The organism is Streptomyces sp. DS1-CR2, from assembly GCF_055760475.1.
The window spans coordinates 8747295-8773339 of record NZ_CM147085.1 but is presented as its reverse complement, the minus strand read 5'-3'; the positions used below and the strand labels follow the sequence as shown (position 1 = coordinate 8773339).

The 26045-nt window shown below is 69.2% G+C and carries 24 protein-coding genes and 2 pseudogenes; 13 read left to right on the top strand and 13 right to left on the bottom strand.

Translation table 11 applies throughout. The annotated features are described in order from the left end of the window. Nucleotides 1-240: 240 nt before the first annotated feature. Entirely contained in the window at nucleotides 241-840 is a 600-nt protein-coding gene (locus ACY0PA_RS41115; RefSeq protein ID WP_473082429.1) for a phosphoribosylanthranilate isomerase, read from the bottom strand. Nucleotides 841-1022: 182 nt separating this feature from the next. On the opposite strand from ACY0PA_RS41115, the gene ACY0PA_RS41110 reads away from it, so the two are divergent. Together ACY0PA_RS41110 and ACY0PA_RS41105 are read left to right on the top strand one after the other, a co-directional pair. After that, nucleotides 1023-1463, top strand: a complete 441-nt coding sequence (locus tag ACY0PA_RS41110) for a GNAT family N-acetyltransferase (RefSeq protein WP_473082428.1) — start codon at nucleotides 1023-1025, stop codon at nucleotides 1461-1463. Nucleotides 1464-1677: 214 nt separating this feature from the next. After that, entirely contained in the window at nucleotides 1678-2805 is a 1128-nt protein-coding gene (locus tag ACY0PA_RS41105; protein WP_473082427.1) for a PP2C family protein-serine/threonine phosphatase, read from the top strand. A gap of 9 nt (nucleotides 2806-2814) precedes the next feature. On the opposite strand, the gene ACY0PA_RS41100 is transcribed toward ACY0PA_RS41105, so the two are convergent. From ACY0PA_RS41100 to ACY0PA_RS41085, 4 genes and pseudogenes are all read right to left on the bottom strand, one after another. Continuing rightward, nucleotides 2815-3084: a hypothetical protein gene (locus ACY0PA_RS41100; RefSeq protein ID WP_473086636.1), complete on the bottom strand. Its 270-nt coding sequence runs from the start codon at nucleotides 3082-3084 to the stop codon at nucleotides 2815-2817. Continuing rightward, nucleotides 3080-3680 (bottom strand): annotated as a pseudogene (locus tag ACY0PA_RS41095) (APC family permease); the annotation flags it as partial. The gene ACY0PA_RS41100 and the pseudogene ACY0PA_RS41095, both read right to left, overlap by 5 nt. 110 nt (nucleotides 3681-3790) lie before the next feature. Next, a complete protein-coding gene (locus tag ACY0PA_RS41090) occupies nucleotides 3791-4051 on the bottom strand; it encodes a DUF5302 domain-containing protein (protein ID WP_473082426.1) in 261 nt (86 codons plus the stop codon). Nucleotides 4052-4327: 276 nt separating this feature from the next. After that, nucleotides 4328-4636 carry a hypothetical protein gene (locus ACY0PA_RS41085; protein WP_473082425.1) on the bottom strand — a complete coding sequence of 103 codons (309 nt, stop codon included), beginning with the start codon at nucleotides 4634-4636 and terminating at the stop codon, nucleotides 4328-4330. Nucleotides 4637-5003: 367 nt separating this feature from the next. Between ACY0PA_RS41085 and ACY0PA_RS41080 the strand changes: the two genes are divergently transcribed. The 4 genes from ACY0PA_RS41080 to ACY0PA_RS41065 all read left to right on the top strand — a co-directional run bounded on the left by ACY0PA_RS41080 (nucleotide 5004) and on the right by ACY0PA_RS41065 (nucleotide 10628). Then, a complete protein-coding gene (locus ACY0PA_RS41080; protein ID WP_473082424.1) occupies nucleotides 5004-5945 on the top strand; it encodes an ABC transporter ATP-binding protein in 942 nt (313 codons plus the stop codon). Continuing rightward, entirely contained in the window at nucleotides 5942-7303 is a 1362-nt protein-coding gene (locus tag ACY0PA_RS41075) for an ABC transporter permease (protein ID WP_473082423.1), read from the top strand. Before ACY0PA_RS41080 ends, ACY0PA_RS41075 begins: the two co-directional genes overlap by 4 nt. A gap of 4 nt (nucleotides 7304-7307) precedes the next feature. Next, the gene (locus tag ACY0PA_RS41070) at nucleotides 7308-10070 is read left to right on the top strand and encodes an alkaline phosphatase family protein (RefSeq protein WP_473082422.1); all 2763 of its coding nucleotides are present in this window, start codon (nucleotides 7308-7310) and stop codon (nucleotides 10068-10070) included. Nucleotides 10071-10217: 147 nt separating this feature from the next. Further along, nucleotides 10218-10628: a VOC family protein gene (locus ACY0PA_RS41065; RefSeq protein WP_473082421.1), complete on the top strand. Its 411-nt coding sequence runs from the start codon at nucleotides 10218-10220 to the stop codon at nucleotides 10626-10628. A 13-nt stretch (nucleotides 10629-10641) separates the two neighbouring features. Here ACY0PA_RS41065 and ACY0PA_RS41060 read toward each other — a convergent pair whose 3' ends face one another. Next, nucleotides 10642-12087, bottom strand: coding sequence for a GntP family permease (locus ACY0PA_RS41060; RefSeq protein WP_473082420.1), 1446 nt, complete (start codon nucleotides 12085-12087; stop codon nucleotides 10642-10644). A gap of 182 nt (nucleotides 12088-12269) precedes the next feature. Continuing rightward, nucleotides 12270-13259 carry a Bug family tripartite tricarboxylate transporter substrate binding protein gene (locus ACY0PA_RS41055; protein WP_473082419.1) on the bottom strand — a complete coding sequence of 330 codons (990 nt, stop codon included), beginning with the start codon at nucleotides 13257-13259 and terminating at the stop codon, nucleotides 12270-12272. A gap of 97 nt (nucleotides 13260-13356) precedes the next feature. Between ACY0PA_RS41055 and ACY0PA_RS41050 the strand changes: the two genes are divergently transcribed. Together ACY0PA_RS41050 and ACY0PA_RS41045 are read left to right on the top strand one after the other, a co-directional pair. Continuing rightward, a complete protein-coding gene (locus tag ACY0PA_RS41050) occupies nucleotides 13357-15003 on the top strand; it encodes a sensor histidine kinase (RefSeq protein ID WP_473082418.1) in 1647 nt (548 codons plus the stop codon). Then, nucleotides 15000-15710: a response regulator gene (locus ACY0PA_RS41045; protein ID WP_473082417.1), complete on the top strand. Its 711-nt coding sequence runs from the start codon at nucleotides 15000-15002 to the stop codon at nucleotides 15708-15710. The genes ACY0PA_RS41050 and ACY0PA_RS41045 overlap by 4 nt, the downstream gene beginning before the upstream one ends. A 134-nt stretch (nucleotides 15711-15844) precedes the next feature. On the opposite strand, the gene ACY0PA_RS41040 is transcribed toward ACY0PA_RS41045, so the two are convergent. Next, on the bottom strand, nucleotides 15845-16390 hold the full coding sequence (locus ACY0PA_RS41040) for a lamin tail domain-containing protein (RefSeq protein WP_473082416.1): 546 nt from the start codon (nucleotides 16388-16390) through the stop codon (nucleotides 15845-15847). A gap of 427 nt (nucleotides 16391-16817) precedes the next feature. Here ACY0PA_RS41040 and ACY0PA_RS41035 point away from each other — a divergent pair, with 427 nt between their 5' ends. Further along, a complete protein-coding gene (locus tag ACY0PA_RS41035; protein ID WP_473082415.1) occupies nucleotides 16818-17612 on the top strand; it encodes an SDR family NAD(P)-dependent oxidoreductase in 795 nt (264 codons plus the stop codon). Between the two features lie 235 nt (nucleotides 17613-17847). On the opposite strand, the gene ACY0PA_RS41030 is transcribed toward ACY0PA_RS41035, so the two are convergent. Continuing rightward, nucleotides 17848-18390: a DUF1707 SHOCT-like domain-containing protein gene (locus tag ACY0PA_RS41030; RefSeq protein WP_473082414.1), complete on the bottom strand. Its 543-nt coding sequence runs from the start codon at nucleotides 18388-18390 to the stop codon at nucleotides 17848-17850. Nucleotides 18391-18541: 151 nt separating this feature from the next. Between ACY0PA_RS41030 and ACY0PA_RS41025 the strand changes: the two are divergent. After that, a pseudogene (locus ACY0PA_RS41025) lies at nucleotides 18542-18957 on the top strand (VOC family protein). A 42-nt stretch (nucleotides 18958-18999) separates the two neighbouring features. On the opposite strand, the gene ACY0PA_RS41020 reads toward ACY0PA_RS41025, so the two are convergent. The 3 genes from ACY0PA_RS41020 to ACY0PA_RS41010 all read right to left on the bottom strand — a co-directional run bounded on the left by ACY0PA_RS41020 (nucleotide 19000) and on the right by ACY0PA_RS41010 (nucleotide 22037). Next, a complete protein-coding gene (locus tag ACY0PA_RS41020; RefSeq protein WP_473082413.1) occupies nucleotides 19000-19641 on the bottom strand; it encodes a class I SAM-dependent methyltransferase in 642 nt (213 codons plus the stop codon). Between the two features lie 151 nt (nucleotides 19642-19792). Continuing rightward, nucleotides 19793-20737, bottom strand: coding sequence for a fumarylacetoacetate hydrolase family protein (locus ACY0PA_RS41015; protein WP_473082412.1), 945 nt, complete (start codon nucleotides 20735-20737; stop codon nucleotides 19793-19795). Then, entirely contained in the window at nucleotides 20712-22037 is a 1326-nt protein-coding gene (locus ACY0PA_RS41010) for an MFS transporter (RefSeq protein ID WP_473082411.1), read from the bottom strand. Before ACY0PA_RS41010 ends, ACY0PA_RS41015 begins: the two co-directional genes overlap by 26 nt. A 224-nt stretch (nucleotides 22038-22261) precedes the next feature. Between ACY0PA_RS41010 and ACY0PA_RS41005 the strand changes: the two genes are divergently transcribed. After that, complete coding sequence (locus tag ACY0PA_RS41005) at nucleotides 22262-23593, top strand: enolase C-terminal domain-like protein (RefSeq protein WP_473082410.1); 1332 nt, start codon at nucleotides 22262-22264, stop codon at nucleotides 23591-23593. Between the two features lie 4 nt (nucleotides 23594-23597). Continuing rightward, nucleotides 23598-24332, top strand: a complete 735-nt coding sequence (locus tag ACY0PA_RS41000; protein ID WP_473082409.1) for a FadR/GntR family transcriptional regulator — start codon at nucleotides 23598-23600, stop codon at nucleotides 24330-24332. Nucleotides 24333-24359: 27 nt separating this feature from the next. On the opposite strand, the gene ACY0PA_RS40995 is transcribed toward ACY0PA_RS41000, so the two are convergent. Beyond that, on the bottom strand, nucleotides 24360-24770 hold the full coding sequence (locus ACY0PA_RS40995; protein ID WP_326771815.1) for a hypothetical protein: 411 nt from the start codon (nucleotides 24768-24770) through the stop codon (nucleotides 24360-24362). A 242-nt stretch (nucleotides 24771-25012) separates the two neighbouring features. Between ACY0PA_RS40995 and ACY0PA_RS40990 the strand changes: the two genes are divergently transcribed. Beyond that, complete coding sequence (locus tag ACY0PA_RS40990; protein WP_473082408.1) at nucleotides 25013-25993, top strand: alpha/beta hydrolase; 981 nt, start codon at nucleotides 25013-25015, stop codon at nucleotides 25991-25993. The last annotated feature ends 52 nt before the right edge of the window (nucleotides 25994-26045 follow it).

The following is a 26045-nucleotide window of genomic DNA, read 5'->3' as shown; positions in this document are numbered from 1 at the left end:
GTTGATCGCTCACCACTTCGGCTCTCGGCGCCTACGGCGTCGTCTGCCCGAGACGAGGCCGCTCGGCGCCGACGCTGTGGAGAGCGCGTGCCCTGCTGAAGCTGGTGGGGGTACGTCTGGTGGTGTGGTCGGCCTCGTCGTCGGCGCGAGCACTCCGCAGATCGCGCCGTTGTCCCGCACACGACTGATCACGATCGTCGCCTTCGGGTCCCCGGGCCGACGGTGCGGTACGCGCATGCGTTACCCGGTGCGCGCGGCCGCCACGAAACGGCGGATCAGGTCGGCGCTCTTGACGCCCTTCTCGGACTCGACGCCGCTGGACACATCGACACCATCGGGGGCGGCCGACCGTACGGCCGCGCCTACGTTGTCAGGGTCCAACCCCCCTGCCAGCAGCCAGAATCCCTGGGGCGGGCGTTCGGCGAGCAGGTCGGTGTCGAAGCGGGCACCGCTGCCCGGCACCGGGGCGTCGAGGAGCAGCCGGTCAGCGGGATCCATCTCCGCACGCGCGAGATAGCCGTCCCAGGCCAGAGCCCGGATCGTCCGGAACCCTTCGGCGCGGAGGCGTTCGAACGCCGCGTCCTCCTCGTCGCCGTGCAGCTGGACGGTGGTGAGGCGCGCGGCGGAGGCCGTCGCCAGGACCTCCTCGATGGGCTGTCGCCGGAACACGCCCACGGTCTCGACCGCGGCGGGCACGCGTCGCGCCAGCTCGCCGGCGGCTTCGGCCCCGATCAGTCGCGGGCTGCCGGGCGCGAAGACGAATCCGACGGCGTCCGCGCCTGCCGCGACCGCCGCGTCAAGTGTGTCCGCCGTGCGCAGACCGCAGATCTTTACGTACACCGATCCCTGCTCTCTTCCTTCTCTGCCTTCGCCGGGCCGGCCCCGGCGCGATGAGCTGCCGGGGCCTCGTTCGCGGCGGCCGGTGTCACCGTAGACGATCCCGTCACCGCGCCTGCGACAAGCTCAGCCCCCGCGCCGAGGCCGAGCGCCCGAGGTGCGTCGTGTGTGTCACACTCCGCCGCATGACACATGATCAGACCGGTGAGACGTTGAGCGTCGGGCAGCGCGACTCGGAGCTCAACGAGCGCTTGTCCCAGGGCCTGAACGAGGTCAACTTCCCTGCCACCGGAACCACTGCCGCAGATCAGAGTTCGCTGTCGGTGAAGGTCGTCGACGACGCCGGTGAGCTGCTCGGAGGCCTTTCCGGCTGGACGTGGGGTGGGCTGTTCGGCATCGAGATGCTCTGGATCCGTGAGAAGAGCCGTAAGGACGGGTGGGGATCAAAGATCCTCCTGGCTGCGGAGGCGGAGGCGCGCCGGCGAGGCTGTGACCGCGCCTGCGTATCGTCCTTCACGTTCCAAGCGCCGGAGTTCTACCAGCGCCACGGATATGTCGAGACCGGCCGAACCTTGGGAATCCCGGGCGGCGCCGAAGATGTCCACATGTTCAAGAAGCTGGGATAGGCCTCGACGAACGGGACTGGCCGCCTGCGTCCGGGGCTCGCCCTGGACCTGCTGATCGCCGCCTGCCACGCGCGCTCGGCTGTCCAGGCGCGCGCCCTTGAACGACGGCGTGCAGCGAGAGCTGGAGTCCCCGAGAGTCGTCACCCTGTGCAATCTCCGCACGTGAAGAGCCTCTCGACACCCACGCCGCCCTCCGAGGGTGCACAGTGGATGGGTGGGCCTACGGCGGCGCCTGGGAGGTCTGTGGCAGCGGTGGCAGCCGAGTCACGCGCTGGTGATGCTTCCGCTCGCGCTCATCGTGGTGATCACGGTCGTCGACATCCTGGTGCCGGCCGACGTCCATCTGGGGCCGCTACTGGTCGTGGCCCCCGCGCTCACCGCCTCCTTCGCCGGACCCCGCCTGACGGCATTCGTCGCGGCCCTGGCGATTGGGGCCCAGGCGTACATCGGCATCCATTTCGGCGTCCTGTACACGCGCAACGTGATGGTGCAGGTCTTCTCCCTCACCGTGCTCTCCGCCCTGATCGTGTTCATCTGCCGCGTGCGTGAGCACCGCAGACAGGAGCTGGCCAAAGTGCGGTCCGTGGCCGAGGCCGCGCAGAAGGCCCTGCTGCGGCCGCTCCCCCACCGCATCGGCCCGCTGCGGATCGCCTCGCTGTACCTGGCGGCGGAGGACGAGGCCGAGATCGGCGGCGACCTCTACACGGCGACCGGCACCGACGACGGCGTACGGATGATCATCGGTGATGTACGGGGACACGGGCTGTCGGCGGTCGGCGAGTCGGCGCAGCTGCTCGGTGCGTTCCGCGTGGTCGCCGACCAGCACCCCACGCTGCCCGCGCTCGCCGGCGCCCTGGACCGGAGCGTGTCCCGTTACCTCACCGATTTCGTCGAGGCGGAGGACGGGATCGACGAGCACTTCATCACCGCCCTGCTCCTGGAAATCCCCCATGACGGCCACGTGACCCGCATGACCTGCTGCGGACATCCCCCGCCGTTGCTGCTGCACGAGCACCACGTCCGTACTCTCACCAGCGCCCACCCGGCCCCGCCCCTCGGCGTGGCCGCGCTGCCGGCCTCGCAGTTTCCCGTCGAAGAGTTCGCCTTCGACGCCGGTGACACCCTGATCCTCTACACCGACGGGGTCACCGAAGCCCGCGATGAAAACGGGGTCTTCTATCCGTTGGCGCAGCGAGTCGAGCAGTGGGCCGAGAACCGCCCGGAAGCGCTCCTGGATCACCTCCGCCGGGACCTCCTCGCTCACTGCCAAGGACATCTCGGCGACGATGCCGCCGTCATCGCCGTCCAGCGCACACAGGCCCCTCGGCCGGACCGGCACTGACGGGTCCGCCTAAGACAGGCTCTGGCGTCGGCTGGTCCTTGGCGGTTCGCCGAGCCGCTGTTCGGTGAGTGCTTCCAGCGCCGGCAGGGCATCGTGCAGCGAGCGCTGCTGGTCGGGGATGAGCTGGTCGATCCGCTCGGCGAGACGGGTGGCTGCCTGGCGGCGCGTGGAGTCCAGGAGCGCCCGGCCTGTGTCGTTGAGGGCGATCAGGGTGGCCCGCTGGTCCTTCGGGTCCGCCGCGCGCTCGATCCATCCGAAGCCGTCGAGGAGGTCCGCCATGCGGGAGACGGGCGAAGCCGCCGTGGTCGGTGAGGCGGCCCGAGTGGGTGCAGGACAGGAAGAGCGCGACGATCGTGACCACGGGCACGACGACCTTGAACGCCGACACGAGGTTGTTCAGGCGGGCGAACATCCGTACCGCGAACCATTTCAGCGCGGTGAGCAGCACACTGAGCGCGGAGGCGACGCCCAGGCCCGACGCGGTGAGCTTGCCGCCTTCGTGGAGCCCGGGCACGTAGTGGGCGGCGTATTGCATGATCGCGCTGATCTCGGCGGCGGTACCGCCCACGGAGAGCAGGACTGACCAGCCGACGACCGTGCCGACCAGCCGGCCGCTCGCGTACAGCAGCCACCGGACGGTGCCGCCGCCCTCCGGCCTGGTGGCGCCGAGTTCGACCATGACCAGGGCCACCAGTGCGCAGAGCGCGCCGGCCGCGATCCAGGACAGCAGTGGGGGCCGGCGGTCCGCGCGCCGTACAGGGCGGCGAACAGCCAGCCCGAGCCGAGGATGTTGGAGAAGCGATCGCGGCCAGGCCCCAGAAACCGAGATCCTTGCGGAGCCGGTGCTCCTCGGCGCGGGCCTCCGCATCGCCCACGTTCCGCGCCGGCTGATACTGCGCCACGTGGCCAACCTCCCAGACGATCACAGACCCAGGGGGCTCAGCGTGCCATGTGGCGCCTCACCGTCGAAGGAGCTCTGTCGTGCTCAGCCGCCGCTCTTGCGTCGGAACGACTTCTGGCTCGAAGCCGGACCGTGCGCCCCACGGATCTTCGACGTGGTCTTCGCGGCGCCGCCGGCGGCGTCCGCCTGCATGCCGCGCTTACGGTCGAGCGCCTCGCGGAACTTGCGCTTCAGGTCGTACTGGCCCTCCTCGTCGGGCGCCAGTCCTTCCGTCTCGGGCGCCGGCTTTTCCGTCTCGGCCTCGGTCGGCTCCGAACCTTCCTGCGATGCAGCCTCTGCAGCCATGGTGACCTCCTGGGTTCGGGCAATGGGAAGGACAGCTTGTCATGCTCGTCAGTACTTGTGTGCCCGCGCCCGGTGGCACCGGTCGCCGCCAGTGGACGGTCATGTCGGTGCGACGAGCGCGTCAAAGGCTGTAATGAAGGCGGTCCAGTCGGGGTCGGAGCGGCTGAGCGAGGCGGCCTGCTCGGCTGTCGTCGCGGCCGCCGTGTCGACGAGCCAGGACGAGGTCCGCAGCAGCGCTGCCGATCCGGCCGGGTCGGCAGCGGATCCCCGACGGGGTCAGGTCCAGATTGCGCATCGCGTCGAGCGCATCGCGTCGAGCGCGGCGGTCACCAGGTGCGCGGCGACCTCGTAGGCGTTGCCGCCCGTGGCGCTGCGGGCCAGTGCGACGTACCGGACCCGGGCGGCGTCGGTCAGTGCAGGGGTGAGCAGGGCGTCGTGGCGCTTCCACTCGGCCGTCATGTGTACGGCGAGCCAGCCGGACAGGCGCTCGCACGCCTCGGCGGTCGCCTCGAACCGCCTTTTCATCGCGGTCAGTTCGGCCGGTTCGATGCCGTCGGCCGTGAAGAGGACGCCGGTTGTGGCCACGGTCGTACGGTCGCTGAGGTCCGGGCAGCCGGCTGCCGCAAAGGTCGGGCGTCCGGCGCCGGGCCGGTCCCGGCCTCCAGCCAGCGGTCGGCCAGCACCTTCAGGGTGTTGGCGTCCCTGCGCGTGCTCAGGTAGTTCGTCGGTCACGTCTGTGTCTCCATGCCGGGAGATCTGTGTGGCGTAGGCCGCGGATGATCCCGCGTCAACTCCCCCTGAGAGACGAGCAGTTAGAAATATCGACTGTTACCGGCCAGGCATCGGTGCAATGGATTCCGGTCGTCTCCCGTTCTCTGAACGTCAAGTATCCGTCCCCGCCTGCGTCGTATGCCGTCCCTAAGGTCCTCGGAGGTTTCCAGGGAAGGCACTCATGGACGAAAGCCGTGCAATACGGGCTCGCGGGATCACCAAGTGTTTCGGCGACGTCATCGCGCTCGACGACATCGATCTGGATGTGGCGCAGGGGCAGATCCACGGCCTGGTCGGACCGAACGGCGCCGGGAAGACGACGCTGCTCGGGCTCCTGCTGGGCCTGGCCGTCGCCGACGACGGCCGGCTGGACATCCTGGGTACGCCCATCGGGCGGGCGCTCGCCGCTCCCGAGGGCGTCGCCGGCTTCGTGGACGGTCCCGGTCTCTACCCCTCGCTCACTGCCAGGCAGAACCTGGCCGCGCTGGCCGCCCTGCGCGGCGTCGACGCACGGGCGTCGGGGATCGGCGACGTACTCGAACAGGTCGGGCTCACCGATGTCGCCGACGACCGTGCCCGCGGCTTCTCCCTCGGCATGCGTCAGCGGCTCGGGCTCGCCGCGGCCCTGCTCACCAAGCCCCGGCTGCTCGTGCTCGACGAACCGTCCAACGGACTCGACCCGGCAGGGAAGAAGCACGTACACGGTGTCCTGGCCCGGCTCGCGACGGAGGGCACCAGCGTCGTGTTGTCGAGCCACCGCATGGACGACCTCGAGGCGCTGTGCTCGGAGGTCACCATCCTCGCCACCGGACGGATCGTCTTCTCCGGCCCGCTGAGCAAGCTGGCCGCCGAGAACAGCGAGCTCGATTACCGGCTGCTGACCTCCGACCCGCAGGCCGCGCGCCACCTTGCGGCCGACACCTCCGGGATCCGCGTCGTCGACAACGCCGTGGGACGGCACGACACCGAGGCGCTCGTCGTGCGCGCGCCGGTGCCCGCCCTCGACGAACTGGTGGTGCGGCTCGTGCACGCGGACATCGCGCTGCGCGAGCTCGCGCCCGTGGTGTCGCCGCTCGAAGCGGCGTTTCTCGCCCTCACCGAGCAGCAGGAGAACAGCAGATGACCGCAACCATCGCCGCCGGCCCCGCCGCCGCTGCCACCGCCCGCGTCTCGGTGGCGCGCGGCTACCGCTTCGAGCTCGTCAAGCTCGTCTCGCAATGGCGGATCCGCCTGCTGGTCCTCGCCTGCTGGATCGCGCCGGCACTCTTCGTCGCAGCGGTGAGCCAGCAGAGCTCGCTGCCCGTCGACACGCTCTTCGGTCGCTGGATGCACGCCACGGGATGGGCCGGATCGCTGGTGGTGCTCGGTTTCTCGGGTACCTGGGTGCTCCCGCTGCTGACTTCGGTGGTCGCCGGTGACGTGTTCGCCTCCGAGGACCGGCTGGGCACCTGGCGCCATCTGCTCGTGGCGGTCCGCTCGCCCCGGCGGATCTTCGCCGCGAAGGCACTGGCCAGCCTCACCGTCATCCTGCTGCTCGTCGCCGGGCTGGCCTGCTCCAGCGCGGCCGGTGGGGTCGTGGCGGTCGGCAACCAGTCGCTGGTCGGTCTCGACGGCCACCTCTTGTCGCCGGGAGACGCGGCCGTCCAGGTCCTGCTCGCCTGGGTTTGCGTACTCGCCCCGACCCTGGCCTTCGCCGCGATCGGACTGCTCGGGTCCGTCGCGCTCGGGCGCTCCCCGATGGGGCTCCTGCTGCCCATGCTCGTCGCGCTCACAATGCAGTTCGTCCAGATGCTGCCGCTCCCCGTCGCCGTGCGCCTGGCCCTGCCCAGCTACGCCTTCATCGCCTGGAACGGTCTGTTCACCGGCCCGTCCCAGCTCGGTCCGCTCCTCATTGGCATCGTTGTCAGCCTGTTGTGGGCGGTGATCGCGACGGCGCTGGCCTATCTCCTTTTCCTGAGGCGGGACTTCACCGACCTGACCCACGACGGCTCGGGGCGCCGCGCCATCACGGTCGGAGCCCTGCCGCTCGTCGGGCTCCTCGTCCTGACGGCCGTCGTCGTCGCCCCGGCGACCTCGGCCACCGGCTCCGGGATCGGGCAGGACAAGGTGCAGCGCTCGGTCGCCACGGCATTCGCCCATCTCTACCGCCGGCAGACCGAGCAGCTCAACCGCCCCGACGTCACCGAAGCGCAGCTCAAGGCGAGCGCGGCGTGCACCAAGGGCAGCACCAGGGTCGCGGCCGAGGGGCCGGGCAACGACTGGCGCTGCGTCGTCTCCTGGCATCTCCCCGACGTCGAGGCCACCGGGTCGGCCGTCTACCAGCTCGACGTCACCGCTGACGGGCGGTTCATGGCCGACGGCGATGGACCGAAGGAAGTGAACGGCTACTTCCTGGTGCGCACCCCGACCGGGGACGGACCGAACCCGCTCTGGCAGTTCGACGGCAATGTCGAGCTGCTTCCCGCAACCCCGAAGGGATAACGCAATGCAGGTAACACGCCGTCGTAGGCGTGCTGCGAAGGACCGTTCCGGCCTTCTCGGCAGACACATCGGCCGCCGAATACCCCTGGCCACGGCAGGCATCACGGCTCTTGCCCTCGCCGCCGCGGGCACCGCTTTCGCGCAGACGCACCAGTTCGGCACCGACCAGGTCGGCCAGAGCACGCGTCAGGGCCAGGTCATCTCCAGTGATCAGTACATCGCCCCGTACGGCGACCGGCTCGTCGTCAACAACGGCAAGATCATGTCGTCCTCGCTCAGCCCGGACGGCACTCACCTCGCGGCCTCGATCACCGACGGCGGCATGGCCCTTTCCATCGTCGACCTCAAGAGCTGGAAGGTGCAGCAGCTCGTCGGCAACTCCGCGTCGGCCGACCTGCGCATCAGCGGCAACGACGTGGGCCAGGAAGGCCCCACGTACTCGCCCGACGGGACGCAGCTGTGGCTGGGCCAGATCGACGGCTACACCAAGTTCACCGTCAACCCGGACGGCAGCGTCGCCCATCCGACGTCCGTCAAGATCCCGGCGGACGGGCCCAAGCACGCGCTGGTGGGCGAGCCCGTGTTCTCGTCCGACGGCTCCACCGTGTACTCGGCGGTCAACGGCCAGAACCGCGTCGTCGCCATCGACGCGGCGACCGGCGCCATCAAGCAGAGCTGGGCCGTGGGCAACGCCCCGCGTGACATGGCCGAGGTCGGCACCAAGCTCTACGTCAGCAACGAGGGCGGGCGTCCCGCGAAGCCCGGCGACACCACGATCAACTCCTACAACACCCAGGTGCCCGCCGACCCGGTGACCGCCTCCACCACCACCGGCACGGTCAGCGTCATCGACCTGGCGAACCCGGATGCCGCCGTATCGAGCATCAACGTCGGTCTGCACCCGACCGCGCTGTATGCCAAGAAGAACGCGCTGTTCGTCACCAACACCGCCACCAACGACGTGTCGGTCATCGACACGACCAAGAACAAGGTCGTGCAGACCGTCGCCACCCAGCCGTGGCCGGAGTCGTCGGTCGGCTACGAGCCCGACGCGGTGACGCTCACCGATGACGGCCATCTGCTGGTGACCCTCGGCCGCGCCAACGCGGTCGCCGTCTACCGGTACACGACCCCGCAGGAGCCGGTCAGTTACGTCGGCCTGCTTCCGACGGACTACTTCCCCGCCGAGATCGCCACCGTCGGCAAGCAGGTGGTCGTCTCCAACACCCGCGGAATCGACGCCCGCCGCCCCACCACCGGCGCCGGGCACGCCACCCACGACACGACGTCGAGCGTGCAGCGGTTCACCCTGCCGAACGACCGCGTCATCAAGTCGCAGACGGCCAAGGTCTTCCGGCAGAACGGCTGGACCCGCGGCTCGGTGACGCTGAGCCACGGCAAGGGCAAGAAGAAGCCGAAGCCGGTGCCGGTCCCCGAGCGGCTCGGCGACCCCTCGACGATCAAGCACGTCTTCATGATCGTCAAGGAGAACCGGACCTACGACCAGGTTCTCGGCGACGTCCCGGAGGGCAACGGGGACCCGTCGCTGGCACAGTTCGGCGAGAACGTGACGCCGAACCAGCACGCCCTGGCCAAGCAGTTCGGCCTGTACGACAACACGTACGACATCGGCACGAACTCCGCCGAGGGCCACAACTGGCTGATGCAGGCCGACGACCCGGAGTACACCGAGTCATCGGCCGGTGAGTACGCACGCAGCTACGACACCGAGGACGACGCGCTCGGTCACCAGCGGACCGGCTTCATCTGGACCGGTGCCCAGGCTGCCGGCAAGTCCGTACGGGACTTCGGCGAGTTCCAGCAGTTCCTCACCAAGCCGGCGGACGCGAGCTGGCAGAACCTGTACTGCGACTCCAAGAACATGGGCGCGACCGGTCAGGACACCGCCTACCCCCTGGTGTCCTCCTCGCCCATCCCGTCCCTCAACTCCGTGTCGGTGCACGGGTTCCCGAAGTTCGACACGAGCGTCCCGGACATCTACCGGTCCGAGATCTGGAAGCGTGACTTCGAGAAGAACGGGCCGGCCAACCTGAACATGTTCTGGCTGTCCAGCGACCACACCGGCGGTCCGGCGAACGCCGCCGCCCAGGTCGCGGACAACGACCTCGCGGTCGGCAGGATGGTCGACGAGATCTCGCACAGCAAGTACTGGAAGGACTCGGCGATCTTCGTTGTCGAGGACGACTCCCAGGCCGGCCTCGACCACGTCGACGGCCACCGCGCGCCGATCCAGATCATCAGCCCCTGGGCCAGGCACGGCGTCGTCGACAGCCACTACTACTCGCAGATCACGATGATCCGCACCATCGAGCAGATCCTCGGGGTCCACCCGATGAACCAGAAGGACAGCGCGGCCAGCCCGATGCGTGGGGCGTTCAGCCAGAAGGCGGACCTCACACCCTTCAAGACGCTGCCCAACCGGACCTCGCTCACCGGCGGTCTGAAGACCCCGCCCTCCTGCGGCCCGGACACCCCCGCGCCGCAGAACCCCCATGCCGCGCCGGCGCCGTCGGCGAAGGTGCCGGCGGACAAGCAGAAGCTCGCGGCGCAGTGGGACGCCTGGAAGTCGCAGCAGCGGCTGACCGGGCGCGACGCCAAGCCCGACTTCGCGAACCCCGCGCAGATGAACCACTTCACGTGGTACCAGACGCACGAGTGGTCGAAGCCGTACCCCGGCGAGAACAAGATCTTCGCCCCGAAGGACGTGCCGGGCGCCTACATCCCGTCACCGGAATCCGACGGCTGACGTAGTCAGCGCGCGGATCCCAGGTCGCAGATCCCAGTAGGGGCCCCTGCCCGGCATCGATGCCGGGCAGGGGCCCCTACTGCTCGTTAGGCTCGGTGTACGACCTGTCAGTTGGCAGGAAGTCCTCACCGATCAGGAGTTGACACGATGCCGGCCATTGCCGCGGCTCATGTACGCATCGCCCGTCCGTCGCGTGACCTTGAAGCGGCGGAACTCTTCTGGATCTCGGGACTCGGCCTCGACGTCCTCTACCGGCACACGTCGGACGGCACGGCTGACGTCCACTCACTCCTCATGGCCGGCTGGCCGGATGCGGCCTGGCACCTGGAACTGGTCAACGATCCCGCCGCACCCGTGGAGCCGAGGCCGACCGCCGAGGATCTACTGGTGGTCTACCTCGGCGAACCGGTCCCGGACTCCCTCGTGGAACGCCTCGAACAGCACGGCGGCAAGCGGGTCCCGGCGCACAACCCGTACTGGGACACGTGGGGTGTGACGATCCAGGACCCGGACGGCTACCTGCTGGTGCTGTCCACCCGCGACTGGTCCAACTCCTAGCGCTCGCGTCCGGTCAGACGAGGACGGACAGGAGCAGGGCCATCCCGAGACCCATCACACTGACCAGCGTCTGCACGACGGTCTGTGTCTTGGTGGCCTGGGTGAGGTCCATGCCGAAGGACTCCTTGACCAGCCAGAACCCGGCGTGGTTGACGTAGTTGAGGCCCAGGGAGCCGGCGCCGATCGCGACCACCAGGAGCGAGGCCTCGAGCCCGCCACCCGTGCCGATCAGCGGGGCGACGATGCCGGTGGCCGAGACGATGCCGACGGTGGCCGAACCGGTGGTCAGGGACAGGAGCAGGGCGATCAGCCAGCCCAGCACGATCACGTTGAGGTGGGCTCCCTCGGCTGCGGAGGCGATGGCGTCACCGATACCGGAGTCCTGAAGCACCTGCTTGAACGCGCCACCGCCACCGATGATGAGCAGGATCGCGGCGATGGACTTGAGGCTGTCCGTCAGGGAGGAGCGGGTCGCCTCGCTGGAGCGGCCACCGCGTACGAGGGTCACACCGAGCGCGAACAGGAATCCGGCGAGCATCGCCACCAGCGGTTCACCGACGAACGTGAGCGCCGCACGCACGGTGCTGGACTCGTCGAGCACGGTTTCGGCGAGGGTGCGCAGCAGCATCAGGGCGACGGGTATGAGAACCGAGGTGACGGCCAGTCCCGTGGACACACCGGCGCGCTGCAGAGTGTCGGTGACCGTCCCCACGGCCGGGCCGGTGGAAGAAGCGTCGGTGGTGGTGTCGACTGCGTTGTTCCGGTCGGCTCCGGTGAACTGGGCCACGAGCACGGGGTCGGGCCGTACGTCGGCAAGGCGGGGCGCGATCCAGCGGGCGTACACAGGGCCGGCCAGGATGACGGTCGGGATCGAGCAGATGATGCCGACGCCGAGGGTCAGGCCGAGGTCCGCGTGCAGGCCTGTCATGGCGGTCAGCGGTCCGGGGTGGGGCGGCAACATGCCGTGCAGGGTGGACAGCGCTGCGATGGCGGGCACGCCGAGCAGCACGTACGGAGAACCCTTCGTCGCGCCGTCGTCCTCCAGGCGGCGGGCGACGCTGAAGATCAGCGGCAGCAGCACGATGAGGCCGACCTCGAAGAACATCGGAATGCCGATGACGAATGCCGCGGCCGCGACGAGCCAGGGGAGCCTGCGGTTGCTGGAGCGGTCGACGATGGCGTGGGCGATGGCGTCGGTGGCTCCGGAGTCGGACAGGAGGCGGCCGAGCATGGCTCCGAGGGCCAGTGTGAGGCCGATGTCACCGAGCGTGCCGCCCGCTCCCTCCTCGATGGACCCGGTCAGTTTCGCCACAGGTTCGCCGGCGGCGAGCCCGGTGCCGATGGTCACCACTATGAGGGCGATGAACGGGTGGATGCGGAGCCGGGAGTTGATCAAGTAGATCAGCAGCCCGATCGCCACGGTGAGGACGAGCAGCAGGTACCAGGTGTGTGAAGTCATGCGGGAGGGGGTGCCTTTCGGGATCTGGCCGTGTTCGGGCAGGGGGAAAACGGGCATGGCTCGGCGAGCCCGCGCGCACGGGCTGGACCGTCCCGGTCATGGGTGGGTGGGGTTACGTCGGGCGGCTGCCCGTGGTGAAAGCCTTCGGTGTCGAAGCGAGCCGTCGGTCGACGACGGCCTGGTCACTCCCGTCCGAGGGAGGCGGCGAGATCGGCGACGAGCCTGTCCTGCTGGGTGAGGTAGGCCGCGAACGTGTCGCCGGTGGCGAACGCGTCGGTCCAGCCGTGCCGGTCGAGCTCGGCCTGCCACCGCGCGGACCGGTGCAAATCGGTCAACGCGTCGACCCAGCGCTTCCTGTCGGCGTCACTGATGCCGGGCGGGGCGACGATGCCCCGCCAGTTGCTGAAGACCAGGTCGATGCCCGACGACTTGAGCGTCGGGACCCCGGCCAGGGCCTCGACAGAATGCTCGCCGGTGACGGCGAGGACACGCAGCTGGCCACTGTCGACCTGGTCCAGGAACTCGCCCAGGCCGCTGGTGGCGAAGTCGACCTCACCGTCGAGCAGAGCCGGCAGCAAGTCCCCGCCACCGCCGCCGTAGCCGACGTAGTCGACCTTCCCGGGGTCGATGCCGACTGTCTTCGCCAGCTCCATGGGCAGCAGGTAATCCGGTCCACCGGGGGATGATCCGCCACCGACGGCGAGGCGTTCAGGGGCTTTTCGCCACGCGGTGACGAGGTCGCCGACCGTTCTGTACGGCGAGTCCTTGCGGACGACGACCGCGCCTGCCTCCTCGATGAGACGGGCGATCGGTGTGGTCCTGGCGACCGTCACCTTTGCCTTCGCCTCATGCGAGGCACCCAGGACGCCGAGGCCCATCTGGAGCGCGAGCTCTCCGTTGCCTCGTTCGTCGACGATGCGCTGCAGTCCGACCGTGCCGCCCGCGCCGGGAAGGTTGAACACCTGCACGTCCGGCGCGATGTGCGTCTCGTCCATGACCCGGGCCGCGGTCCGTGCCGTGGTGTCGTAGCCGCCACCGGGTGTGTTGGGCACCATGATCCGCAGATCGCTGTCCGGCTGTGCCCGCCCGCCCGGAAACACCCCACACGCGCCGGCGGTGAGAAGTGTCAGTGCGGTGACGGTGCCGAGAAGGGCACGTGCTGGACCTCTCATGGCACCTCACTTTCGATTTCAACTGCCGGGCGTCATGATTGTCCGACATGGCACACGGGCTGCCCACGTTGTGTCAGTAGCAAAGATTGAGTTAATTGTGGTCACAACGTTCCGCCGCCATACCCTCGCGGGCCAGATGCTGGTGCTCCAGCTCGCCATCGTCGTGGTGGTGCTGCTGGCGGTCGCGGGTGTCTCGCTCGCCCAGTCCGAGGCCACCTTCCAGCGGGTAGAGGGCCGCAAGGTCGACGCTCTGGCCGAGCAACTGGGCGCCAACCCCCTGGTCCGCAGTCAGCTCATGAAGCCTTCCCCCAGGGAGGCACTGGCCCCGCTGGTGCACTCCACGCTGGCGCAGTCCGGCGTCACGTCGGTGACCGTGGCCGACGCTCAGGGCCGTATCGTCTCGTCCACCAACCCCACGGTCGTGGGGGAACGGCTGGGCCTGGGAGCGGGGGTTGCCAGGGGGCGCAGCTGGTCCGGCGACCTGACGCTGGACGGAAGCCGGGAGCTGGTGGCGCAGGTGCCGGTTCTGAGCGCTGCGCGGCAGACGCTCGGGAGGCAGCTCGGCACCGTGATGATCGGAGAGGCCTCCCCCACCGTGTGGCGGCGGCTCGGCGGCGCCTCGTCGTACCTGCTCGCCTACCTGGGCATCGCGAGCGGACTCGGCGTGATGGGTTCCTGGCTCCTTGCCCGGCGGGTCAAACGCCAGACGTACGGCCTGGAGCCGCGCGAGATCGCCGGCCTCGCCGAGCACCGCGAGGCAATGCTGTACGGGATCGCGGAGGGCGTCGTCGCACTGGACCCGCAACTCCGTCTCACCCTGGTCAACGACGTGGGCAGGCGCCTCCTCGACCTGCCCGAGGACTGCGTGGGGCAGAGCATTGACGACCTGGGTTTCGAGGGGCGGCTGCGGGACGTACTCGCGGGGGCCCGGCACGACGCGGCCGACCGGCACGACCAGGTGGTGATCCGCCGTGGGCGCCTGCTGGTGATGAACCGGATGACGGTCATGAAGGACGGCCGCCTGCTCGGTTCGGTCACGACCCTGCGCGATCGCACCGAACTGGCCGAGCTGGAACGGGAGATCGGCTCCTTCCGCAGCTCCTCCGAGCTGCTGCGCGCGCAGGCACATGAGTTCGCGAACCAGCTCCACACCATCTCCGGTCTGATCCAGATCGGGGAACAGGACGAAGTGGTCCGCTACATCCGCGCCCTCAACCAGCGCCGCCAATCACTCGATGTGACACTCGCCCGGCGCGTGCGCGACACCGCGATCGCCGCGTTGCTCATGGCGAAGTCCTCCCTCGCTGCCGAACGCAAGGTCAGCCTGCGGATCTCCGCCGGGACCGCACTCGGCCGGCTGGCACCGGAGGACGCGGCCGATCTGGCCACCGTGATCGGCAACCTCGTCGACAACGCGGTGGACGCCGCCGCTTCCGACGACGACACCGGCGACGCCTGGGTCGAGGTGGAGCTGCGGCAGGACGCGTCCAGCGTGGAGGTCGTGGTCCGGGACTCCGGCCCCGGCCTACCGCCCGAAGTCGCTCGGGAAGTCTTCGCGCACGGCTTCACCACCAAAGCCGCCCAAGAGGGCGAGCGCGGGATCGGCCTGGCCCTCACCAAGCTCGTCTGCGAGCGCCACAGCGGCGAGATATCGGTGGCCAACACAGCCGACGGCGCCATGTTCACCGCCCACATGCCCCTCGGTCACCCCGCCGATGTGGCGCCCGAAGGAGTCCCCGGATGACCGCCCCGCACGACACGGCCGAAGGAAACGACTCGATCGACGTGCTCGTCGTGGACGACGACTTCATGGTGGCCCGGGTGCACCGCACCTTCGTCGAGCGCGTCGTTCCGTTCCGCGTCATCGGCACGGCTCACACGGGTCAACAGGCGATCGACGCCGTCGAGGAACTGCGCCCCGACCTCGTCCTGCTCGACCTGTACCTGCCGGACGTCTTCGGCCTCGATCTCATCCCCCGGCTGCGCTCAGCCGGCCACGACTGCGACATCATGGTCATCAGTGCCGCCCAGGAAGCGGAGACGGTGCGCCGCGCGGTCCGCCGCGGCGTGGTCGACTACCTGCTCAAGCCCTTCGACTTCGAGGACCTGCTCCCCCGGCTCGAGCGGTACGCCGCCCGGCGCCGCCGGCTGCTCTCCGCGGTCGTACGGGGCCAGGCCGACGTGGACCGCGTGCTGGGCGGAACGGCCCTGGCCGCTCCGGGTGGTGGCCTGCCCAAGGGCATGAGCGTCGAGACCGCCGCGGTGGTCGAACGCGCCCTGCGCGAGGCCGACAGCTCTCTGTCCGCCACCGAATGCGCCGCCCTGACCGGCATCTCCCGCGTCAGTGCCCGCCGATACCTCGAGTACTTCCACGGCGCCGGCAGCGCCGGCGTGTCCCTGCGCTACGGCGTCGCCGGCCGACCGGAGCGCCGCTACGACTGGCACGGGTGACAGCGGGGCGGTAACCGTGCTGTCGGCGGCAGCCAGGAGGGGGCGTCCCGCAGACCGTACTGCGGAACGCCCCCTCCTGAGGCGGGTCATCGCTGCCCGCGGGCTGGGAGTCCCGCGGGCAGGTTCAGGTCAGGTCAGCGGTGGCCGCCGCCGTGCCCGCGTCCGTCGCCGCGGTAATCGCGGTCGCCGCCGTGCCCGCGTCCGTGGCCGCGGTAGTCGCGGTAGTCGCGGTCGCCGCCCCAGGAAAGGGTGTCGACCCTCCGGTTGAGGTCATCGCGCAGGGTGGCGGTGTCGGAGCGGTTGTCCCACACGTACCTGCGACGGTCCCGGTACACGTCACGGCCGCTGTCGCGTCCGACACCGGTGTGGACGCGGACCGTCGAGCGGCCCGCCAGGCGGTAGTGATGGAAGGTGTAGGTGCTGCCGTCCCAGGCCGACAGCGTCCACCCGTCGAGGTTCACCGCGTGGCGGGACGTGTTGGTGACATCGATCCACTCCTTGTTGAGGGAGCGGTTGGTGCCGTTGTCCCAGCCCGGGGAGTCGTACTGCGCGCCGGAGATCTCGACGCGGTCGCGGTGCAGGCGGCCACCGGCATCGGCCGATGCCGACGCGGCGAACGTTCCGACCAGCGCGCCGGCCGCGAGAGCGGCGGCAGCCGTACGGCGGGCAGTGACTGACATGAAAGCGGACATGAATGCCCCTTCACTTTGTACTGCAGACCCGTGTACTGGCGTGGTGCGCCGCAGGTCTGCTCTGTGCGGGTCCCGGCCCTGTGGCCGAGAACGCACAACTTGCCAACAGATCGTCCCGAATGTGTACACGGCGTGAAGGTGGTTACAAGTCGTCCATATTTCTATTGCTCTCACATGCATCGTCCATTTATGCACTGTAGGCACCAAGTTGACGCCTCGGCCGTTACCCCGCACGACTCCGGCCCGGCTTCTGCCGCTCATCGCGGCGTCCCGTCACTCAGAAGCGCGTAACAGCCGTGCCGCTCCCCACCCGTTCGGCCCCAATTCCGGGTGCCCGGACATCACCGGGGGTCTGCGAGCGGGAAGAGTCTCGTGACCTGCCGATCACCCACCTATTCCAGTAGGGGAACAAGACGTGCACCTGGATCTTTCGGGCCGGACCGCTCTGGTGACGGGCTCCACGCAAGGCATCGGAGCCGCGATCGCGGCCGGACTCGCACGCGCCGGCGCGCGGGTCGGAGTCAACGGGCGCGACCGGGGCAGGGTGGAGGCGGCCGTCGAGCAGCTCAAAGTCGGCGTGCCGGACGGCGACTTCGTTCCGGTCGCCGCCGACGTCGGTTCCGAGGAGGGCGCTCAACGCGCCTGGGAAACGCTGCCTGACGTGGACATCCTCATCAACAATCTCGGCATCTTCGAAGCGAAGAACCCCTTGGACATCACGGACGACGAATGGCGCCGCTACTTCGAGGTGAACGTGCTGGCCGCCGTCCGGCTCACCCGGCTGTACCTGCCGCGGATGACCGAACGCGGCTGGGGGCGCGTCCAGTACATCGCGAGCGACTCCGCGGTGGTGATCCCCGCCGAGATGATCCACTACGGCATGTCGAAGACCGCTCTGCTCGCGGTCAGCCGCGGCTTCGCCAAGCATGCGGCCGGGACCGGCGTCACCGTGAACTGCGTCATCGCGGGCCCTACTCACACCGGCGGTGTCGAAGACTTCGTGTACCAACTCGTCGACCGCGACCTGCCGTGGGACGAGGCACAGCGAGTCTTCATGCGGGAGTACCGCCCGCAGTCGCTGTTGCAGCGCCTGATCGAACCCGAGGAGATCGCCAACATGGTGGTCTACCTGAGCTCCGACCTGGCGTCCGCGACCACGGGCGGCGCGCTGCGGGTCGACGGCGGATATATCGACGCCATCCTCCCGTAAGGCGGCGGCCTACGATCGTGCGGGTCGGGCCCGTAAGACTCATGGGGTTGCCTGCCTCTGCGCAACACCGCCAAGTGGCCTTCCCTCAAAGGAAGTTCGAGTGCCTGCCCTCGGCAACTCCAGCCATTCGGTCATGCTGTTCGGGCCTTCGCCCGGGACCACTGAACCAGCGGTCGCCAGACGGCTTCAGCGCCGGCCGGTCGTAGTGCGAGACGGTCGTAGTGCCGGATGACTCTCAACGCCGCGCGTGGCGGATCTTCAACCGGCCGAAACCCATGGTCCCAGAGATCCGAATCCTCGGCCCGCCCCGGCCGGAGCTCCGCGGCGCCTTGTAGCGCAGGTCCTTCCACCCGGTGTGCAGACCCGCCACGTCGACGATCGCGTCACGAGGAACCGTGATCCTGGCCGTGCCGGTGCCGACTTGAAGCTCGATGTCGACTGCCGGATGCTCGAAGACCGCCCGGGACAGGTCCAGACGCACACTTCCGAACGCGGACTCGACCTTGAGATTCCGAGGGACCCGCCATGCTCCGCGCCGCTGGATCCGTCCGCCCAGGGCGCCGATCGTGGACGAGGTGCCCGCATCCTCCTCCGGGAGCGAGGCAAGAGCCGGCCCGAGGTCGCTGTGCGTCTTGGCGGTGAGCACCTGTTGCAGCCGCTCGTCCATCTCCTCATGCGAGAGGTGCCCCTCGGCGTACGCCTCCTGCACACGTTGCACAGCTGTGTTGCGGTCGTCCTCGCTGATCGGGCGTGCCGGGTTTTCCTGCGGGAGATTCACCGTTTCACTCTAGTGTCGGGAATTCCGCTGCCGCCGACGAATCCGCTCGTCCAGGGCCCGGCCCGGGAAATCGGCCTGCGCCTATCCCCGCTGAACAGCCGGAACGCGACTACTGTGCACCCCTGACAAAACGTCACGAAAGGAATCCCACATGGCCTCTCGACTCAACCCGTACATCAGCTTTGCCGGTGACGCCAAACAAGCCATGGAGTTCTACAAGAGCGTTTTCGGCGGCGACCTGTCGGTGAACACGTACGGCTCATTCGGCTCCGAGACGCCCCCGGGTACGCCGACAAGGTCATGCACGCCCTGCTCGAGGCTCCGAACGGCTTCACGCTCATGGGCGCGGACAACCCTCCGGGCATGGAGCTCAAGCAGGGCAACAACTTCTCCGTGAGCCTGAGCGGCGACGACGCCGACGAACTCCGCGGCTACTGGGAGAAGCTGTCCGCCGGCGGCAACGTGGCGGTCCCGCTGGAGAAGCAGATGTGGGGCGACGTGTTCGGCATGTGCAGCGACAAGTTCGGCATCACCTGGATGGTGAACATCAGCGAGGCCGGCGCCTGACTGGCCGCATATGCCGGGCGACTCGCGGGCGAGCGGTGTGCGTCAGCTGCCCCTGCGCATCAGCAGACGCCCCTGGCGGAACCGTTCGCCCTCGCGTGGCTCGCGCAGCATCCGGCCCACCTCGGTGAACCCGGCCTTGGCGGCCATCTTCGCCAGGTCGTCGATCGGCCACCGGTAAGCCGTCACCACCTTGTGGTCGAACTCCGTGACCGGATCGTCCCCGGACTCGAAGAAGGCGAGCAAGAGGTGGCCGCCGGGCGTGAGTACACGCCGGAACTCGTCGAAGTACGAGGGCACGTCCTGCGGTGGGGTGTGGATGACCGAGTACCAGGACACGATGCCGTTCAGCGAGCCGTCGGCCAGGCTCAGGGCGTCCATGGAGCCGACCTCGAACCGCAGGTCCGGGTAGGTCTCGCGGGCCAGATCGATCATCGCCGGCGACAGGTCGATGCCGAAGACATCGAGTCCGAGACTCCGCAGGTGCGCGGTCACTCGGCCCGGGCCGCAGCCCAGCTCGGCCACGGGCCCGCCATCGTTCGTCTGCGCGAGTTCGGCGAACGCGGCGAGCACGGCGCGGTCCAGCGGCTGTGTGTCCAGTTCGTTGCGGACGAGTTCGGCGTAGAGGACGGCCACGGCGTCGTAGGCGTCCGCTGTCGCATGGTGGTGGGAGGGAGTCTCAGTCACAAGCGACGAGACTAGAGCCTCGCGCTGACAAGTGCCCCGTCGGTGGGCCGGCCTCCCTCCTCACAGGGACCCCCACGAGTGGGTCAACTCCCTTGTCCCGCTGGCAGTTTGACGCAGCCCGCCCCTGAGGCCTCCGCCGCACACCCGTCGGTCACCGGCCCCCGCTCAGCCCCCTTCGGTGCGCACGCCGCGTCAGTGGGCGGTCGATCGCTTCGACCAGCCAGTCCAGCTCTGCCTGATCCCCGAGTACGGGATTCGAGAGCATTCCGACGCCGTCGATGGTGATCTCGACGACGTCGCCGCCCCGGAGGGTGAAGTCGAGTCCCGGCACGATGCCGGTGCCGGTGGACAGCACCGCGCCGTCGGGGAACGGCTGGGAGTGCCAGAGATGGTCCACCAGCCCTTGCGGCGGACGGTGGAAGGAGGCCGTGGTGGTCGTCGCTTCGTAGGCGACGGCCCCGCCCCGCCGCACCACGAGGGCGATCTTCAGGGCGGTCGCGTCCTCGATCTCCCAGGAGGGCGCTATGCCTGCGGACACCGCCGCGCTTCCGGCATAGATCTTGGCCTGGGGCAGATAGAGGGGGTTCTCGCCCTCGATCGAACGGGAGCTGACATCGTCCACGATCACGTAACCGACCGTCTCGCCATGCCGGTTGAGCACGAGGCCGAGTTCGGGCTCGGGGACGTCGAGGTCCGAGTCCTCCCGTACGGCGATCGGCTCGCCGTCGGTCACGACGCGCCAGGGCTGGGACTTGAAGAACAGCTCCGGGCGCTCGGCGTCGTAGATCCGCTCGTACACCGACTGCTCGGTGCTCTCCTCCACCCGGGCGTCCCGGGAACGCTCGTACGTGACGCCGGCGGCCCACAGCTCCATCAGGCCGTCGAGCGGCGGGAGCAGCAGGACGTCGCCCACCGGGAGGCCGGGCCCGGTGGAGGCCGCGGTGGCCTCCGTCAGGGTGCGCAGTTCCGCTGCCGGAAGTCGCAGCAGGTCGGCGATGCGCGGCGCGCCTTCGAAGGTGCGGATGGTTCCGGTCCCGTCGCTGACTCCGGTGTGTACGGTTCCGGTGTCGTCAGCGAAGCGCACGATGCGCGTCATTCTCGTTCCCCTCTGCGGGAGTTCGGGTGGTCTGACCCACCCAGTGGAAACCGGTGGCCACGACGGCCCCGGCGGCGGCGATCGCCGAGATGACATAGAGGCCGCCGGCCCCCGAACCGGTACCCGACTCGACGGCACCCAACACATACGGGCCGACGAAACCGCCGAGGTTGCCGAAGCCGGAGATCAGCGGGATGGTCCCGGCGATCTGGATGCCGGCGAGGATCGTGGGCGGCACCGTCCAGAACACCGGTTGCGCGCCCAGGAAGCCGAAGGCGGCGACACACAGGGCGGCGACCGCGGGCACCGGCGGCAGGAGCACGCCGCCGAGCAGTCCGGCGACGGTCAGTACGAGGGCGAGTCGCAGGGGCCCGCGCCGGTCGCCGGTGCGGTCGGAGTACCAGGGCAGGATCACCACGCCGAGCAGGGCGAACACCCAGGGCAGAGCGGACACGAAGCCGATGCCGACATCGCCGAGACCGTCGATGCGGCCGACCAGCGCGGGCAGCCAGAAGGTGACCCCGTACACGCTGATCTGGATCGCGAAGTAGACGAACATCAGTCGGAGCACCCGGCTGTCGCTGATGATGGCGCGGGCGCGCTGCGGTGAGCGCATGCTCGGGTCCGGGCGGTCCGCGGCGATGCGGTCGGTGAGGAGCACCTTCTCCTCGCGCGTCAGCCAACTCGCCTGTTCCGGACGGTCGGTGAGGAGCCAGGGGACGGCGATGGCCAGCAGGACGGTGGGCGCGCCCTCCAGGAGGAACATCCACTTCCAGCCGTCGAGCCCGGCCAGGCCGTGGAGCCCGATGAGATAGCCGCCGAGGGGGTTGCCGATGATGCTGGAGATGGCGACGGCAGACTGGAACATCCCGGTCGCCTTGCCACGGTCGGCGGCCGGGAACCAGTACGTGATGTAGAGGATCACGCCGGGGAAGAAGCCGGCTTCGGCGGCGCCGAGCAGGAAGCGCAACGCGTAGAAACTGGTGGGGCTGTTGACGAGTGCCATCGCGCAGGACAGCAGGCCCCATACGAACATGAGGCCGGCCAGCCAGCGGCGGGCGCCGATCCGGTGCAGAGCGAGGTTGGACGGGACTCCTAGCACGGCGTATCCGACGAAGAAGACGCCGGCGCCGAGGCCGTAGGCGGCGGCGTCGATACCCACGTCCGCCTCGAGGTGGGGTTTCACGAGCGCGACGTTCGTGCGGTCCAGAAAGCTCAGTACGAACATCAAGAAGAGTGGAGGGAGCAAGCGCCGGGACACCTTCCGGCGCACGTTCTCCACGGTGGACACCGTGTTCATCGGACCTCCCTGCGGTCCACGCTGACGCGCGTAGGGGTTGCGGCTGTCTGTCAGATGTCTGGCCTGGGAGCGCCGTAGACATCTGGCCACTGGACCGTAGCGATGACCCAACTGACGGGCAATACCTGGGAACTACCTAGATGATCTGAGCGAAACGTCTGGCGAGTGCGACAGACATCTGACATCTTGGCCATCAATCCGCCGAAACACAGGAGTGACCGCCGATGACTGCTCGTATCGTCGATGTGGAAACGATCGACGTCCGCTTTCCCACGTCCAAGGATCTCGACGGCTCCGACGCGATGAACGACTCGCCGGACTACTCGGCGGCGTATGTGGTGCTGCGCGTGGCCGGCGGCGACAAGGCCACGGACGTGTCCGAGGGGCACGGCTTCACCTTCACCATCGGCCGCGGCAACGACCTCGCCGTCCAGGCCGCACGGGCGATCGGCGAGCGGGCCGTGGGCCTGTCCGTCGCCGAGATCGTCAGCGACCTGGGCGGCTTCTCGCGCCATCTGCTCGGCGACAGTCAGCTGCGCTGGCTGGGCCCCGACAAGGGAGCGATCCATCTCGGCACGGCCGCGGTCGTCAACGCCGCCTGGGATCTGGCCGCCAAGCTGGCGGGCAAGCCGGTGTGGAAGCTGCTCTCCGACTTCTCACCGCAGCAGTTGGTGGATCTGGTGGACTGGCGCTACCTCAAGGACGCGCTGACTCCGCAGGCCGCCCTCGAACTCCTCGAGTCCCGAGTGCCGGGCCGCGCCGAACGGGAAGCGTACGTGCGCCGGCACGGCTACCCCGCGTACACCACCAGCGCGGGCTGGCTCGGTTACGACGACGCCAAGCTCGCCCGGCTGTGCAAGGAGGCCGTCGCGCAGGGCTGGGACGCGGTCAAGCTCAAGGTCGGCGCCGACCTCAAGGACGACATACGCCGCTGCCGCATCGCCCGGGAGATCATCGGCCCCGACCGCAGGCTGATGATCGACGCCAACCAGACCCTCGGCGTGGAGGAGGCGATCGCCTGGGCGGACGCGCTCGCGGAGTTCACCATCTGGTGGTTCGAGGAGCCGACGAGCCCGGACGACATCCTGGGCCACGCCGCCATCGCGCAGCGCATCGCGCCGATCCACGTGGCCACCGGTGAACACGCCCACAACGCCGTGATGTTCAAGCAGTTCCTGCAGAACAAGGCGATCGGCATCTGCCAGATCGACGCCTGCCGGCTCGGCGGCGTGAACGAGGCGGTCGCCGCCCTGCTGCTCGCTGCCGCGCACGATGTGCCGGTCTGCCCGCACGCGGGCGGCGTCGGCCTGTGCGAGCTGGTCCAGCACCTGTCGGTCTTCGATTACGTGGCGGTCAGCGGCTCGATGGAAGACCGCGTCGTGGAGTACGTGGACCACCTCCACGAGCACTTCCACGACCCGGTGCGCATCCGCGGCTCGCGCTACCTGGTGCCCGAGGCCCCCGGCTACAGCGCGCAGATCCGCCGCGAGACGCTGGAGACCTACCGCTACCCCACCGGTCCGGTCTGGGGCGAGGCCGACCGGATGGGATCCTGACCCCATGTCAACGAAGAGGGACGCGGACGGCTCCGGCGAGAGCGGGCACAGTGTCGTCGACGTGGCGATCAGCCGGCTCAAGAAGCGCATCGAATCAGGCGAGTTCGCGCCGGGGCAGCGGCTTCCCCCGGAGACCGCGCTCGCGAACGAGCTGCAGCTGTCCCGCCCCTCTCTCCGCGAGGCCGTACGCGCGCTCGCCATGGCCGGGGTCCTCGACGTACGGCGCGGTGACGGCACGTTCGTCACGGATCTGCGGCCGGACCGGCTGGTGCGCGCCATCGGCAGCTTCCTGGACCTCGCCAACGACACCGGGCTCGACGAGATGCTGGAGTGCCGCAAGGTCATCGAGCCGAGCGCCACCGCGCTCGCGGCCACCCGGATCGACGCGGCCACCCTCGATGGTCTCCAGCAGCGGATCGAGCGCATGCGCACGCTGAACGACCCGGAGGAGCTGGTCCGCGAAGACCTCGCGTTCCACGCCGACATCGTCGCCGCGACGGGCAACCGCACCCTCGAGTCGCTGCTCTCCTCGGTCACCCAGCAGACGGCCAGGGCCCGTATCTGGCGGGCCCTGATCAAGTCCGATGTACTCGCCTGGACCCACGAGCAGCACATGGACATCTACCGCGCGCTGCGCGACCACGACAGCCTCGCCGCCTTCACCGCGGCCAGCCGGCACGTCAGCGACGTGGACGCCTGGGTGCGTGACCGCCTGGACGCGGTGCGGGAGCGCTCCTGAGGGAGCGGGACGCCGCCACGGTTCGTGTCACGCGCGCCCCAGGACGACGAGCGCCACCAGCAGCACCGTGACGGCGGCGCTCATGCCATGGGCGACGACCGCGGTGAGCGGGAAGTTCCGTTCGGCGGTGGCATGGCCCTGCGAATGTCTCCCCCGGCTGGGCAGCCAGCGGAAGAGCATCATGAAGCCGAAGGCGGCGACGATCAGAACGACAGCGCAAGCGGCCCAGGCGGAGCCGCGCGCGTTGCCGAGGAGGTACGCGGTCCAGGCGGCAAGTCCGGCGACAGCGAGGGCGATGTGGCCGAGGACGAGCCACAGCGGCAGCCGCGTCACCCCCGGCGTGCGCTGTTGCAGCCCGCCGTGGCGGATCCACACCGTGGCCAGATATCCGCCCAGGCTCGCAGTGACCAGCCAGACACACAGCACGGCGACACGCATACGCTCCCCCTCGGCATCCGTTGTCCTTTGACCCAGCACAGCGCACCGCCGGGACGACCGTTCAGACGTCCATTCATCAATTCACTCGTAGGGATGAATAACGGCCCTATCTCCCCCGTCGAATCAATGTGGTTGGCTGCGTTGCATGCGTCTCAGGCGATCGTTTCGCAGTCCGACAAGGGATGGGTCATGAGTGACCGCCGCGCGGCTCGGAATCGGAGTTCGGCCGGGCCTCGGCACCCATGGCGGCGCCCCCGTTCGACCCCGAACTGGGCCTCGCACTCGCTGACTTGAACAAGGAGCCGAGGGAGCCGCTCACACCGGAGAATCTTGCGGCCTGGCAGAAGCGGGATGCCACGGCCCGGCCCAGGCCGACCGTCGAGGATCTTCGCGCGGACGGCCGTTTCGAGGTGACGGAGTTACGCGTACCGGGACCGCCCGGCGGGCCGGAGGTCACGCTCGTGAGCGCCCGGCCGTCCGGGCTCGTCGAACCGCTGCCGCTGCTCTACTACATGCACGGCGGCGCGATGGTCATGGGCAACGCATGGTCCGTGCTTCCCCGGATTCTTCGCGCGTGGGCGCTTCCGCTGGACATGGCCGTGATCTCGGCCGAGTACCGGTTGGCGCCGCGGGCCCAGTACCCGGGGCCGCTGGAGGACTGCTGTGCCGGGCTTGCCTGGACGGCCGAGCACGCGGCCGAACTGGGCGTCGACCCTGACCGCATCGTCATCGGAGGCAAGAGCGCCGGCGGCGGGCTCGCCGCGGCCCTCGCCCTGCTGGCCCGCGATCGCGGCGGTCCGCAGCCGCTGGGGCAACTGCTGCTGTGCCCCATGCTCGACGACCGCGGCAGCACCGTCTCCAGTCAGCAGATGTCGGGCCTCGGGCTTTGGGACCTCACCTCGAACGCCACCGCGTGGCAGGCACTGCTCGGTGACCTCTACGGTGCTGAGGACCTGCCCCCGTACGCGGCCCCCTCCCGTGCCACGGACCTGTCACAACTCCCCCCGGCATATCTCGACGTCGGGTCGGCAGACATGTTCCGGGACGAGGGTGTGGCGTACGCGCACGCGATCTGGCAGGCCGGCGGCCAGGCTGAACTGCACGTATGGCCCGGCGCCTACCACGGCTTCGACAGCCTGGCGCCAAAGGCGGCCCTGAGCCGAGACGCACGCGACGCGCGCACCCGCTGGCTTCAGCGCCTGCTCGCCGACCGTCGTACTTGAGCCGGCGCTTGCGCTTGCGGCTGTGCACCGGCGTCGGGGGGAACAAGTCTGC

What these genes read in the sequence shown, in the direction of transcription:
- ACY0PA_RS41090 (WP_473082426.1), bottom strand. Translation starts at nt 4,051, where the DNA reads ATGGCTGCAGAGGCTGCATCGCAGGAAGGTTCGGAGCCGACCGAGGCC.
- ACY0PA_RS40995 (WP_326771815.1), bottom strand. Translation starts at nt 24,770, where the DNA reads ATGCGTGTCGCCGTGCTGTGTGTCTGGCTGGTCACTGCGAGCCTGGGC.
- ACY0PA_RS41000 (WP_473082409.1), top strand. Translation starts at nt 23,598, where the DNA reads ATGTCAACGAAGAGGGACGCGGACGGCTCCGGCGAGAGCGGGCACAGT.
- ACY0PA_RS41075 (WP_473082423.1), top strand. Translation starts at nt 5,942, where the DNA reads ATGACCGCAACCATCGCCGCCGGCCCCGCCGCCGCTGCCACCGCCCGC.
- ACY0PA_RS41015 (WP_473082412.1), bottom strand. Translation starts at nt 20,737, where the DNA reads ATGACGCGCATCGTGCGCTTCGCTGACGACACCGGAACCGTACACACC.
- ACY0PA_RS41010 (WP_473082411.1), bottom strand. Translation starts at nt 22,037, where the DNA reads ATGAACACGGTGTCCACCGTGGAGAACGTGCGCCGGAAGGTGTCCCGG.
- ACY0PA_RS41040 (WP_473082416.1), bottom strand. Translation starts at nt 16,390, where the DNA reads ATGTCAGTCACTGCCCGCCGTACGGCTGCCGCCGCTCTCGCGGCCGGC.
- ACY0PA_RS41110 (WP_473082428.1), top strand. Translation starts at nt 1,023, where the DNA reads ATGACACATGATCAGACCGGTGAGACGTTGAGCGTCGGGCAGCGCGAC.
- ACY0PA_RS41080 (WP_473082424.1), top strand. Translation starts at nt 5,004, where the DNA reads ATGGACGAAAGCCGTGCAATACGGGCTCGCGGGATCACCAAGTGTTTC.
- ACY0PA_RS41060 (WP_473082420.1), bottom strand. Translation starts at nt 12,087, where the DNA reads ATGACTTCACACACCTGGTACCTGCTGCTCGTCCTCACCGTGGCGATC.
- ACY0PA_RS41070 (WP_473082422.1), top strand. Translation starts at nt 7,308, where the DNA reads ATGCAGGTAACACGCCGTCGTAGGCGTGCTGCGAAGGACCGTTCCGGC.
- ACY0PA_RS40990 (WP_473082408.1), top strand. Translation starts at nt 25,013, where the DNA reads ATGGCGGCGCCCCCGTTCGACCCCGAACTGGGCCTCGCACTCGCTGAC.
- ACY0PA_RS41045 (WP_473082417.1), top strand. Translation starts at nt 15,000, where the DNA reads ATGACCGCCCCGCACGACACGGCCGAAGGAAACGACTCGATCGACGTG.
- ACY0PA_RS41065 (WP_473082421.1), top strand. Translation starts at nt 10,218, where the DNA reads ATGCCGGCCATTGCCGCGGCTCATGTACGCATCGCCCGTCCGTCGCGT.
- ACY0PA_RS41055 (WP_473082419.1), bottom strand. Translation starts at nt 13,259, where the DNA reads ATGAGAGGTCCAGCACGTGCCCTTCTCGGCACCGTCACCGCACTGACA.
- ACY0PA_RS41100 (WP_473086636.1), bottom strand. Translation starts at nt 3,084, where the DNA reads ATGGCGGACCTCCTCGACGGCTTCGGATGGATCGAGCGCGCGGCGGAC.
- ACY0PA_RS41005 (WP_473082410.1), top strand. Translation starts at nt 22,262, where the DNA reads ATGACTGCTCGTATCGTCGATGTGGAAACGATCGACGTCCGCTTTCCC.